Annotated in this window: 8 protein-coding genes; 7 read left to right on the forward strand and 1 reads right to left on the reverse strand. The window is 71.3% G+C overall.

Translation table 11 applies throughout. The features are described 5' to 3' along the window. The 7 genes from KUTG_RS36025 to KUTG_RS54285 form a co-directional block, all read left to right on the forward strand. A partial coding sequence (locus KUTG_RS36025) for a tetratricopeptide repeat protein (protein WP_043723224.1) occupies positions 1 to 1,084 on the forward strand: 1,084 nt, incomplete at its 5' end. 253 nt (positions 1,085 to 1,337) lie between these two features. Continuing rightward, a complete protein-coding gene (locus KUTG_RS59330) occupies positions 1,338 to 1,514 on the forward strand; it encodes a hypothetical protein (RefSeq protein WP_157494992.1) in 177 nt (58 codons plus the stop codon). A gap of 11 nt (positions 1,515 to 1,525) precedes the next feature. Next, on the forward strand, positions 1,526 to 4,450 hold the full coding sequence (locus KUTG_RS36030) for a helix-turn-helix transcriptional regulator (protein WP_043723226.1): 2,925 nt from the start codon (positions 1,526 to 1,528) through the stop codon (positions 4,448 to 4,450). A gap of 210 nt (positions 4,451 to 4,660) precedes the next feature. Continuing rightward, on the forward strand, positions 4,661 to 5,413 hold the full coding sequence (locus KUTG_RS36035; RefSeq protein WP_052395787.1) for an ABC transporter ATP-binding protein: 753 nt from the start codon (positions 4,661 to 4,663) through the stop codon (positions 5,411 to 5,413). A 162-nt stretch (positions 5,414 to 5,575) separates the two neighbouring features. Further along, positions 5,576 to 7,942, forward strand: a complete 2,367-nt coding sequence (locus KUTG_RS36040; protein WP_232241156.1) for an ABC transporter permease — start codon at positions 5,576 to 5,578, stop codon at positions 7,940 to 7,942. Positions 7,943 to 8,051: 109 nt separating this feature from the next. Continuing rightward, complete coding sequence (locus KUTG_RS36045; RefSeq protein WP_052395789.1) at positions 8,052 to 8,789, forward strand: AfsR/SARP family transcriptional regulator; 738 nt, start codon at positions 8,052 to 8,054, stop codon at positions 8,787 to 8,789. A 29-nt stretch (positions 8,790 to 8,818) separates the two neighbouring features. Then, positions 8,819 to 11,227: an ATP-binding protein gene (locus tag KUTG_RS54285; RefSeq protein ID WP_052395790.1), complete on the forward strand. Its 2,409-nt coding sequence runs from the start codon at positions 8,819 to 8,821 to the stop codon at positions 11,225 to 11,227. 62 nt (positions 11,228 to 11,289) lie between these two features. Here the strand turns inward: KUTG_RS54285 and KUTG_RS36050 are convergent, their stop codons facing one another. Then, entirely contained in the window at positions 11,290 to 12,432 is a 1,143-nt protein-coding gene (locus KUTG_RS36050) for a TFIIB-type zinc ribbon-containing protein (RefSeq protein ID WP_043723229.1), read from the reverse strand.

A 12,432-nucleotide genomic window follows, 5' to 3' on the forward strand; every position in this document is an offset into this window, starting at 1 on the left:
CGAGCCCGGGCGGTTCATGCCGCACGACCTCGTGCGCGCGTACTGCGTGACCTTGGCCGGCGAGGAGTTGAGCGAGGACGAGCGGCGGGCCGTGGCCGGTCGCATGCTCGACTACTACCTGTACTGCGCCGACCTGGCCGACGGGCTGCTGCCGATCACGCGCGGCAACGTCAAGATCTCGCCCTCGCACGTGCCGGCCGAGATTCCCGTGATCGACTCGTCGGCGACGGCCATGGCGTGGTTGGAGGCGGAGCGGGTCAACCTGCTGGCCGCCGCCGCGTACGCCGTCACGCACGGCTGGTCCGTGCACGCGTGGCAGCTGCCGTACACGCTGAGCCGGCTGTTCTGGCTGCTGGCCGACCGTGACTCGTGGCTGACCACGCACGAGGCCGCGACGCCCGTGGTGCGCCGGTTGAAGGATCCGTTGGCGCAGTTCGTCACGCTGCACAACCTCGGCGTGGTGCTGACGCTGCACGAGCGATTCGACGAGGCGCTGGAGGCGGAACGGGAAGCGCTTTCCGTGAGCCGGCGTCAGGGCCACGGGGAATGGCAGGCGCGGGCGTACACCTCGATCGCCAACATCCTCACCTCCACCGGCCGCACGGCCGAGGCCGAGGTGCAGTACCTGCGGGCGGCCGAGATCAGCAAGCGCACCGGCTCCCAGTTCGCCGAGGCCAACAACCTGCACAACCTGGCCTGCCTGTACGCCGGGGAGCAGCGGCACACCGAGGCCGTGCAGCAGCTGCGAGCCGCGATGGAGATCTACCGGGCGCTCGGGGACACCGTCGGCGAGACCGCGGGCCTGAGCACCCTGGCCGAGTCGCTGATCGCGCTGGGGGAGGGCGCCGAGGCGTTGACCGCCGCCAAGCGGGCGCTGGAGGTCGCCGTCGAGGCCAGCAGCGTCTACCACCAGGGCATCGCCCACGACCGCATCGCCCAGGCCCTCGACAACCTCGGCGACCAGCAGGCCCTACCCCACTGGCAGCGCTCCCTGTCGGTCCTGACCGACCTCGGCGCCCCCGAAGCCGACGGCGTCCGCGCGAGGCTCGCCAGAGCCCGGGTCTCTGTGAGAACCCCCGCCTGAACCCCCGCGAGTCACGCTTCTCCGGCACACCGAAATACGGTTTCGAGCAGAACTGAGCCTGCGGTGTCAGGTCTGCTCGAAACCGACATTCGCACTGCCTGAGAGCGTGACTCGCCGGGGTGTAAGGGCCTTACCTCGGGCTTAGGCGGGGTCACGGGGTGCGGGTAAGGGATCGGGTAGGCGTTCGTCCGATGCCCGGGGCCCGGCCTCAGGGCAACTCTCCACCTTGTCGGAAACCGATGAGGAGGAAGCGATGTTGGAGTACAGCGCCCCGGAGTCGATCCGGGCCGAGGTCGAGTACCGGCAGGCGCGGGCCAGGGAGCTGGCGCGGCCGATCGCCGAGCACGCGCCGATCCGGTTGCCCAAGCTGTTCCGGCGGCACCGCGCGAGTGACGACCATGACCCGAAAGCGGCCCGCCACGCGGCCTGAGGTGTGCGACCATGCCCACCGTGCCGCGCCTGGGATCCGGAATTCCGCTGGTGGCACGCAGCGCGGAGATCACCCGCCTGCGTGCCGCCCTCGCGCGGGCCGATCAGGGCCAGGCCGGGGCCGTGCTGGTGTCGGGGGACGCCGGCGTCGGCAAGACCCGGCTGCTGACCGACCTGGCGGCGACGGCCGAGCAGGCCGGCGCCCTGGTCCTCATCGGACGGTGCGTCGGATCCGGGGCCGGCCTGCCGTACCTGCCGTTCGCCGACGTGCTCGCGCAGCTGCGGGGCGACCGCCCGGAGGCCCTGCACAGCCGCCCGGCGTTGGCCCGGCTGCTGCCGGACCTGGCGGTCAAGCCGCTCAGCCGTGAGGACGACGCGGAGCTGGGGCAGCTCCAGCTCTTCGACGCCGTGCACAGCCTGCTGGCCGAGCTTTCCGCCGAGCGCACGGTGTTGCTCACGGTCGAGGACGTGCACTGGGCCGACTCGTCCTCCCGGAACCTGTTGACCTTCCTGCTGTCCCGGTTGAGCTCGCAGCGCCTGCTCGTCGCCGTCACCTATCGTGCCGACGAACTGCACCGACGCCACCCGCTGCGCCCTGTGCTGGCGGAGCTGGTCCGGCTGTCCGCGGTGGAACGCCTTGACCTGACGCCGTTCAACGCCTCCGACGCCACCGCCTTCGTACGGGCGCTGGCCGACGACGACCTCACCGACGTGCAGGTGCAGCGCATCGCGGAACGCTCCGAGGGCAACGCCTTCTTCGCCGAGGAGTTGTTGGCCAGCAGCGTCGACTGCGGCTGCGACGATCCCGGCGTGCCCACGGCGTTGGCCGATGTGCTGCTGGCCCGGATCGAACGCCTCAGCCCGGCGGCGCAGCAGGTGCTGCGGGCCGCTTCCGCCGGCGGCCGGCGGGTTCAGTACGCGCGGCTGCACGAGGTCGCCGGCATGGCCCCGCCGGAGCTGGAGGATGCGCTGCGGGAAGCCGTGCAGCACAACGTGTTGGTCGATGTGAACGAGCACTACGCGTTCCGGCACGCTCTGCTGCGCGAGGCCATCTACACCGATCTCCTTCCGGGGGAACGGGTTCGGCTGCACGCCGCGTACGCCCAGCTGATCAAGACCGAGCCGGGAATGCGTGGCAACGCGGCGAAACTGGCGTACCACAGCATGGAGAGCCACGACCTTCCGCAGGCATTGGCCGCTTCCGTGCAGGCCGCCAGCGAGGCCGACGACGCGGGCGCGCCCTCCGAGGCGTTGCACTACACCGAGCAGGCCCTGAAGATCTGGCCCGCCGTCGCCGATCCCGAGTCCCATGCCGGCGTCACCGAGGTGAAGCTGACCAAGATGGCCAGCATGTTCGCCATCAGCGCCGGCGAGCTGGAGCGGGGCATCGCGTTCGCCCGTCAGGCCGTGCGCATCTCCACCGATGACGCCAAGATCGAATCCCTGCGGCGCCTGGCCCTGGCAGTGGCCAATTTGGACGGTCGCGAGCAGGAGGCCGCCGGCGTCATCGACGAGGCGTGGGAGCTCGTGCACGATCAGCCCGAGTCCGTCAACCGGGCCTGGGTCATGGCCGTTCGGGCCCGCATGATGCGCGCCGTCTGCCGGCCCGGCGCCCGCGCCGCCGCCGAGGACGCCCTCAACTCCGCCGTGCAGACCGGTTCCCGCAGCGCCGAGGCCGACGTTCTGATCACCGTCGCCGTCATGGACGAGAAGGACGGCCTCGTCGACGACGCCTGCTCCCGTCTGATCATCGCCCGGGACCGGGCCATCGAGGCCGGCGCCCTGAACGTCGAGCTGCGGGCCTGGTTCAACCTGGGCGTCAACCGCTACGAGCAAGGGCTCATCGGCGAGGCCGTCAAGGTCTTCTCCGAGGGCCTGCGCCGCTCCGAGAAGAATGGATTGTCCTGGAGCCCTTCGGGTTTCCAGCTTCGTGCGCTGCTGGCCGTCGCTCGCTACGTCGCCGGCGACTGGGCCGGCAGCGCCGAGGCCGCCCGGCTGCCCGGGGACCCCGTCGCCAACCTCGGCACCGCCATCGTCGCCGCCTCCGGCCTGCCCACCGAGGTCGGCGCCGGCCGCCTCGACCAGGCCGAGCTCCTGCTCCAGCGGCTCCGCCCCGAGTGGCGCCGCGACTTCCAGCTGCCCCTGTTCTGCACCGCCGCCGCCGTCGAGCTGCACGGCTGGCGGGGCCGCCCCGACCTGGCCCTCGCCGCCGCCGAGGACGGCATCGACACCCTGGAGTCCATCGAGCCGGGCCTCACCGGCGTGATCCACCTTGCCGCCCTTGGTGTCTCCGCCGCCGCCGACCTCGCCCGCCGCGACCGCCGCCGTCGTGATCCGGAGACCTCCGTGCTCGACTCCGCGGCCCGCTTCGCCGACCTCGGCTCCCTCGCCGCCAAGTCCCGCCCCCGCAGCGGAAAGCTCGGTCCCGAGGGCCTTGCCTGGCAGCTCCGGCTCGCCGCCGAGATCACCCGTCTCGACGACGGCACCGGCGATCCCCAGGCCTGGCGCCGTGTCGTCGACGCCTTCGGCTACGGCCACAGCTACGAGCGCGCCCTCGCCCGGTGGCGCCTCGCCGCCGCTCTCCTCGCCGACGACGCCCGTGACGAGGCCGCCCAGCAGCTCCGCCTCGCCGCCGAGTCCGCCGACCGCCTCGGCGCCATCCCGCTGTCCGCCGCCCTCTCCGACCTCGCCCGCCGCTCCCGCATCCAGCTCGGCGACGCCGTCCCCCGCGACACCGTCGACCTCCTCACCCCTCGCGAGCGCTCCGTTCTCTCCCTCGTCGCCCTGGGCCGCACCAACCGCGAGGTCGGCGAGGAGCTCTACATCAGCGAGAAGACCGTCAGCGTCCACCTCTCCCGCATCATGGCCAAACTCGGCGCCAGCCGCCGCGCCGAAGCCGTCGCCACCGCCTACGACCGCGGCCTCCTCGAATCCTGACAAGCCAGACCGCGGGGCAGAGGCGTTTCCTCTTCGTTCACGAGGGGCCGAAAGACCGGGACGCGCCACCGGCGCCCGGGTTGTACTCCTTCGGGATGACGGGGGTCAGCCCTGAGGACGACGGCGTTTCCCGCCCGCGAGTGGATGTTGGGCGACGGGAGGGGGCCATAGGTTCTGCCTCATCGACTTCCAGGTGAAGGAGCAAGGCACATGTCTGCTGTGGCGTCCGACGTCGGACTCCGGACCGCGGTCCAGGCACGGGAGCTGGTCAAGGTGTACGGCCGGGGCGACACGGCGGTGCGGGCCCTGGACGGCGTGAGCGTGGCGTTCGCGGCCGGGAGGTTCACGGCGATCATGGGGCCGTCGGGCTCGGGCAAGTCGACGCTGATGCACTGCCTGGCCGGACTGGACTCGGTGAACAACGGCCAGGTCTACATCGGACAGACGGACATCACGACGCTGTCGGACCGGGACCTGACGAGGCTGCGCCGGGACCGGGTGGGCTTCGTGTTCCAGTCGTTCAACCTGCTGCCGACGCTGACGGCGGAGCAGAACATCCTGCTGGGCCTGGAGTTGGCCGGCCGGAAGCCGGACAAGGCCTGGTACGACACGATTGTCGACACGATCGGCCTGCGGCAGCGGCTGGGGCACAAGCCGAGCGAGCTGTCGGGCGGCCAGCAGCAGCGGGTGGCGTGCGCGCGGGCCCTGGTGGCGCGGCCGGAGGTGGTGTTCGCGGACGAGCCGACGGGCAACCTGGACTCCCGCTCGGGCGCGGAGGTGCTGGACTTCCTGCGCATGTCGGTCCGCAAGCTGGGCCAGACGGTGATCATGGTGACGCACGACCCGGTGGCCGCCTCGTACGCGGACCGCGTGGTGCTGCTGGCCGACGGCCGGCTCGCGGGTGAGATCAACCAGCCGACCGCCGACTCGGTCCTGTCGGCCCTCAAGCACCTGGGAGCGTGATGTTCCGGGCCACGCTCGCGGGTCTGCGCGCCCGCACGGCGCGGATGGTGCTGTCGTCGATAGCGATCATCCTCGGCGTCGCCTTCGTCAGCGGCACGCTGATCCTGGGCAACGCCCTCAACGCACAGGTGCACGACAACCTGGCCCGCCAGACGCGGGGGAGTGGACGCGTCGGTCACGGTCAACCAGGACAGCGCGGCGATCCGCTCCAACAACCCGCCGAAGCTGACCCAGGACGCGGTGGACACGATCCGCAGGATTCCGGGCGTCGCGGGGGCGGACGGCCGGGGCGGCGGCACGCTGCCGCTGATCAAGTCCAACGGCAAGGCGGTGCAGGCGTTCGCCTCGACCATCGAGACGACGCCGCAGCTGCAGGAGTTCGACCTCGTCGAGGGCGCGTACCCCAAGGCGGACAACGAGATCGCCCTGGACGTCCGCACGGCCAAGTCGACCGGCATCGGCGTCGGCCAGAAGGTGTCGGTGCTGGGCCAGACCGACCAGCCGGTGCCGCTGACGGTGGTGGGCACCTACAGCCAGGGCAGCAACGCTCTGTCGCTGTCGGACCAGCAGGTGCTGCTGACCCCGAGCGGGATCTCCAAGCTGGACAAGCAGTCCGGTGTCTACCAGGTCGTGGCGGCGGCGGCTCCGGGCGTGAGCCAGCAGCAGCTGGTAGACCGGATCTCGGCCCAGCTGGGCGCCGACTACAAGGTGCAGACCGGCGACGCCATCACCCAGGAGACGCTGCAGCACGCCGGCCGCGGCACGGGCGGCCTGACCAACTTCATGCTGATCTTCGCGCTGATCTCGCTCGTGGTCGCGGCGATGGTCATCTACAACACGTTCACGATCCTGGTCGCCCAGCGCACCCGTGAGCTGGCGCTGCTGCGCTGCATCGGCGCGGAACGCCACCAGGTGTTCGGCAGCGTGCTGCTGGAGGCGTTCGTGATGGGCCTGATCGCCTCGGTGCTCGGCCTGGGCGTGGGCATCGGGCTGGCCGCGGTGCTGCAGAAGGCGGTCGCCTGGTTCGACGGCTCGACGGCCGCGGTGAGCCTGCCGATGTCCGGCACGGTGGTGATCGCGGCCTTCGCGATCGGCGTTGTCGTCACGGTGGCGTCGGCGGGCCTGCCGGCCCTGCGCGCGACCAAGGTGGCCCCGCTGGCGGCGCTGCGCAGCCAGCCGGACAGCCACGACGAGGTCCGCCGCACCGGCGTGCTCAGGACGGTCAGCGCGGTGCTGCTGCTGCTCGCCGGCGCCGGCCTGATCGGCCTGGGCATGAACCTGAAGGACCCGGACTCGGCGCTGTTCCCGGTCGGCGGCGGCACGATGGTGATGCTGCTGGGCGTGATCGTGCTCGGCCCGCTCATCGTCGGCCCGATCAACAAGGTGCTCGGGGCGGTTCCCTCGCTGCTGTTCGGCGTGCCGGCCAAGCTGGCCACGGCCAACGCCGGCCGCAACCCGCGCCGCACCGCGGCCACCACGGCGGCGCTGGTCATCGGCGTCACCATCGTCACGATGGTCACGGTGGTCGCCACCAGCGGCAAGCAGGCCGCCGGCGCCGAGGTGGACAAGCGGTTCCCGGCCGACTTCACGGTCGCCTCCTCGGTCTACGACCACCCGCTGCCGGCCACGCTGCCCGGCCAGCTCAAGTCGGTGCCGCAGATCGCGCAGGTCGCCGCGACCACCCAGACCGTCATGACGGTCGCGCAGTCCGGCGACCAGGGCATTCAGGGCATCGACAAGTCGGCGATCGGCACCATGGTCAACCCGAAGCTGGTCAGCGGCGACCTGAGCCAGGTCGGCCCGGGCACGATCGCGCTGAACAAGTCGGCCGTGGGCACGGCCAAGCTGGGCGACCAGCTGCTGGTCAGCACGCCCGACGCCAACAAGATGCTCAAGCTCGTGGCCATCTACGACGCCAACGAGCTGGGCGACGGCCTGGTCACGCTGGACACGTTCGCGGCCATCGCGCCCAAGGTCATCGGCTACACCCAGGTCCTGGTCAAGATGAAGCCGGGCGTCTCGGTCGGCGACGGCCAGAACGCCATGGACAAGGCCACGGCCAACGTCGCGGTGGCCGAGGTGAACAGCGCGGCGGCGACCAAGGAGCAGCTCAACGCGCAGATCGACAGCCTGCTGGCGCTGATGTGGGCGCTGATCGGGCTGGCGGTGGTGATCGCCCTGTTCGGCATCGCCAACACGCTGGGCCTGTCGGTGCTGGAGCGGACGCGGGAGTCGGCGCTGCTGCGGGCGCTGGGCCTGACCAAGGGCCAGCTGCGGTTCATGCTGGTGATCGAGTCGGTGCTGATGGGCGTGATGGGCGCGCTGATGGGCGTGGTCCTGGGCGGCGCGTTCGCCTGGGTGCTGATCCAGGCCATCTCCAGCCCGGATCTCCAGCTCGGCCTGGCGATCCCCGGCGGTCAGCTGGGCGTGCTGCTGCTGGCGGCGATCCTCGCCGCGGTGGTGGCGGCCCTGATGCCGGCCCGCCGGGCGGCCCGCACGTCGATCGTGGCGGGCATGGCAGAAGCCTGATTCTCGCTGGCCGGGTGGCGCTCGTCCCTGGGGGACGAGCGCCATTCGTGTATCCACGACCGGCTGGCGTGCTCCTGAACACCCAGGTGGCGAATGTCCTGGGGGACGTATGGAACTTCGGTTGCTCGGGCCGGTGCAGGCGCGGATCGGGGCGACGGTGGTCGACCTCGGGCCGCGTCAGCGCCGGCTCGTGCTCGCGGTGCTGGCGATGGAGGTCAACCGGCTGGTGTCGGTGGACCGGCTGGTCGAGCTGGTGTGGCCGGTGCGGCCGCCCCGCACGGCCTCGCACGCGGTGCGGGTGTCGGTGTCGAGCATCCGTTCCCTGCTCTCGGAGGCCAAGGCCGACCTGGCGGTGGTGACCCGCGGCTCCGGCTACCAGCTGCGGGCCGATCCGATGCTGATCGACGTGCACCGGTTCCAGGCCCTGGTCGCGCAGGCCCGTGCGGCGGCCGACGATCCGACCCGCCTGGGCCTGCTGGACGAGGCGTTGGCGCTGTGGCGGGGGCCGGCGCTGGTCGACACGGCCGACCCGGAGGTGATCGACCAGCTGGTCGGCGGCGTCACCGAGGCCCGGCTGGTGGCGCTGGAGGACCGGTTCGACGTGCTGCTGCGGCTGGCCCGGCACCAGGATGCGCTGGGCGAGCTGACCACGCTCGTGGACCACCATCCGACCCGCGAACGCCTGGTCGGGCAGCTGATGCTGGCGCTGCACCGCGGCGGCCAGAGCAGCCGGGCGCTGGCGGTGTCGCGGCGGACTCGGACGCTGCTGGCCGGGAGCTGGGCATCGACCCGGGCGAGGAGCTGGCCCGGCTGGAGCTGTCGATCCTGCGCAACGACCAGGCGCTGACGACCAGGTCGAACCAGCCGTCGGTGGCGATGACCGCGCCGGCGCTGCTGCCGCCGGCCATCGGCGACTTCACCGGCCGCGAGGCCCAGTTCGCCACCCTGGACGCCGGCGGCCCGGTGAAGGTCGTCGTCGGCACGGCCGGCGTCGGCAAGACCGCGCTGGCGGTCCAGTGGGGGCACCGGGTCCGGGCGCAGTTCCCGGACGGCCAGCTCTACGTCAACCTCAACGGCTACTCGGTCGGGCCGCCGGTGCAGCCGCTGCACGCGCTGTCCCAGTTCCTGCGGGCCGTCGGCGTGCCGCCGGATCAGGTTCCGGTCGACCTGGCCGAGGCGACGGGCATGTACCGCACGCTGCTGGCCGACCGGAAAGTGTTGGTGCTGCTGGACAATGCGGTCAGCGCGGAGCAGGTGCGGCCGCTGCTGCCGGCCGGCGCCGGCTGCCGGGTGCTGATCACCAGCCGCGATCGCCTCGACGGACTGGTCGCCCTGGAAGGGGCGCAGCGGCTGGCACTGGAGGTGATGTCCCCGGAGGAAGCGCTTTCCCTGCTGCGCCGGATGATCGGCGCGGAGCGGATCGACACCGACCTGGAGGCGGCGGCGGTGCTCGCCAGCACCTGCGCGCATCTGCCGCTGGCGCTGCGGATCACCGCGGCGCAGCTGGCCAATCATCCGTGGCGGCCGATCGCCGATCACGTCGCCGCGCTGACCCAGGGCGACCTGTTGGCGTCGCTGCGAATCGACGGCGACGAGCAGAACGCCGTGCATGCCGCGTTCGACCTGTCGTACTCGGGACTGAAGCCGGAGGCGCAGGAGCTGTTCCGCCGCCTGGGATTGGTGCCCGGACCGGACGTCAGCGCCGAGTCCGCGGCGGCGCTGATCGAGCAAACCCCTTGCAAGACGGCAAGATTGCTGGATCAGCTGGCCGCCGCGCACCTCGTCGACCAACCCGTGCCCGGCCGCTACACCTGCCACGATCTGTTGCGGCACTACGCCCGTGAGCGCTCATACGACGAGGACAGCCCCGAAAAGCGAGCGAATGTGTTGCGGTGGCTGCTCGACGACTACCTGCGGCACACCCGCGCGGCGGTCGGTGTGCTGTACCCGCACATGCTCCAGCTCGTGCCCGCACCGACGTCCAAGGACCTGTTCGTCAACCTGTCGTCGGCACTGGCCTGGCTGGACGCGGAGCGGCCCAGCCTCGTGGCGGCCATTCACCACGCGGCCCGGGCCGGGCTGACGGAACACGCCTTGCATCTGGCCGACGCCATCCGGGCTTACCTTTACCAGCGCGGGGAAATCGCCGACTGGTTCGCGGTGGCTCGCCTGGCCCTCGCACTGTCCACCGAGGACGGCCGGGCCCGGGCGGCGGCCCTGTTCAGCCTCGGCACCGCCAACTACGCCGTGAACCAGTACGCCGAGGCGACCGAGCTCTGGACGTCCGCGCTGACGTTGTTCCGTTCGACCGACTGGGTCCACGGGCAGGCGGCCGTGCTCAACAACCTAGGGCTGGTCAGCGAATCCACCGGCGAGCTGGCGCAGGCCGCCACGCACTACGAGCAGGCGCTGCGGGCCGGGCTGCGGATGGGCAGCCGGTACATCGAGGGCATGACGCTGATCAACCTCGGTGTGCTGTGCCAGCAACGGGGCGAGGTCGACCGGTCCATCGACTTCTGCCGCCGGGCCCTGACCGTGCAGCGGGAGATCAATCCCCGGGCGGAGGGCACCATGCTGACCTTCCTCGGCGGGGCGCTGTACCAGCGGGGCGATCTCGACGAGGCACTGGACAGCTGCACCGCCGGGCTGGCGTGCAGCCGTGAACTCGGCGCGCGCATCGACGAAGCCCAGTCGCAGGCGTACGTCGCGCTGGTTCAGCACGCCGCCGGACGGTCCGAGGAGGCGTTGGCCGCCGCCCGCACGGCGGTGGAGATCGCCGGCGACATCGCCTCCGTGCGCACCGAGGCGTACGTGCTGATCGTGCTGGGAGTGGTCACCGGCGACACCGAGCCGTGCGAGCGGGCGGTGACCCTGGCCCGGGCGATCGGCGCCCGCTACGACGAGTGCTACGGCCTGATCACCATGGCCGCCAACCTGATTCCCACCGGCAGCCTCGCGCACGCCACCGACTACGCCCAGCACGCCCTGAGCCTTGCTCGCGACGTCGGCTACCGGGCGTTGGAGGGGCAGGCCCTGTCCGTGCTGGCCGACGTCGCCCTGTTCGGCCCGCAGCCGGGGCGGGCCGTGGAGTTGGCGGCCGAAGCCCTGTCCGTGCAACGGGAATGCGGGGAGAAGCTGGGCGTGGCCAAGACGTTGTGCGTGCTGGGCATCGCCCTGATGGCCACGGTCGGGTCGGAGGCGGCGCTGCCGCACTGGCGCGAGGCCCGGGACCTCTACGCCCGAAGCCACGCCCCCGAACCCCCCCGCCTCGCCGCCCTGCTCTGACGTGTGGAAAGGACCATTCCTCTCGCTGAACGTGAGGAATGGTCCTTTCACAGCATCAGCAGCTATCGATGGTGGGTTGTGGTGGGGTGGGTCGAGGTTGTGGTGCTGTGGCCGTGCAGCCAGAGGTAGAGGACCACGACCAGCACCGCCAGGCAGGCCAGGGCGAACAGGAAGATCTTCAGCCTGCTGTACGGGCGTTCCCCGTGCACCTCGCCGGTGCGGCCGTTGACCAGGATCTGCCAGGTCTTGCCGCCGTAGAGGTAGCAGGCGATCCAGATGGGCAGCAGCATGAGCTTGAAGGTCAGGGCGGTGTAGTTGGTGTTGACGCCGTCGACCCGCTGCTCGTCACCGCCGATGTCGCGCCGGCAGTCGTCGTGGATGACCGAGGACATCCGCCGCTTGGCTTCGTCGAGGCCGGTCTCGGGCTCGACGTCGTAACGAAGCGAGGTGAAGCCGGCCATGTACTGCGGGGCGAACGGGGCGGCCTCGGGCAGCGGCCACGGGGCGAGCGCGTCGACCTTGGCCGGCGGCACGTTGGTGGTGTTGCCGGGCACCAGCACGTCGTCGAAGAACCGGCTGACCTGACCGGAAACCGGGTACCAGCGGGTCTTCTGCACCTGCCGGGTCTCGGTCCGGCCCTCGCTGTTGGTGAAGGTCTCGGTGACGTAGTAGTGCTCGCCACGCGCCCCGGAGTAGCTGGAGTAGGTCTGCGAGTCGTAGGTCCAGTGCGGCACGTAGGTGCCCTTGGTCGACTCGGCCTCGCTGACCTTCTTCAGCGCGTTGGGCGCGAACCAGCGGGACTTGATCCACTTGCGCAGCGACTCGCGAACCCCGTTGCGGTCCAGCATGAACGGCAGCACGGCCTCGGGCATGATCTGCCCGCTGGCCTGGGGATCGAGCACCAGCGGACTGCCGCAGAACTGGCACAGGGTCGCGGTGTCGTTGCTCTGGGTCTGCGCGGCGCAGCGCTGGCACACGTAGACGTACGCGGCCAGTTGCGCGACGGGCTTGCGCGGCAGGCTCCCGAGCTCGGCTAACGCGTGCTCCTGGATCTGCCGGTCGCCGTGGCTGATCTGCTGCTCGTACCCGCAGTACGGGCAGCGCATGGCGGTCGTGCCGGGCGCGAACTCGACGCGCGCGCCACAGCCGCCACACGGGAAGGCGTTGGGGGACACGGTCCCGCCCGGCGTGAAAGGTCCGGTCAT

Origin of the sequence: Kutzneria sp. 744 (genome assembly GCF_000568255.1) — a bacterium.
Lineage (GTDB): Bacteria > Actinomycetota > Actinomycetes > Mycobacteriales > Pseudonocardiaceae > Kutzneria.

Coding starts and splice junctions, on each gene's coding strand:
- KUTG_RS59330 (WP_157494992.1), top strand. CDS start 1,338: ATGTTGGAGTACAGCGCCCCGGAGTCGATCCGGGCCGAGGTCGAGTAC.
- KUTG_RS54285 (WP_052395790.1), top strand. CDS start 8,819: ATGACCGCGCCGGCGCTGCTGCCGCCGGCCATCGGCGACTTCACCGGC.
- KUTG_RS36030 (WP_043723226.1), top strand. CDS start 1,526: ATGCCCACCGTGCCGCGCCTGGGATCCGGAATTCCGCTGGTGGCACGC.
- KUTG_RS36035 (WP_052395787.1), top strand. CDS start 4,661: ATGTCTGCTGTGGCGTCCGACGTCGGACTCCGGACCGCGGTCCAGGCA.
- KUTG_RS36045 (WP_052395789.1), top strand. CDS start 8,052: ATGGAACTTCGGTTGCTCGGGCCGGTGCAGGCGCGGATCGGGGCGACG.
- KUTG_RS36050 (WP_043723229.1), bottom strand. CDS start 12,432: ATGACCGGACCTTTCACGCCGGGCGGGACCGTGTCCCCCAACGCCTTC.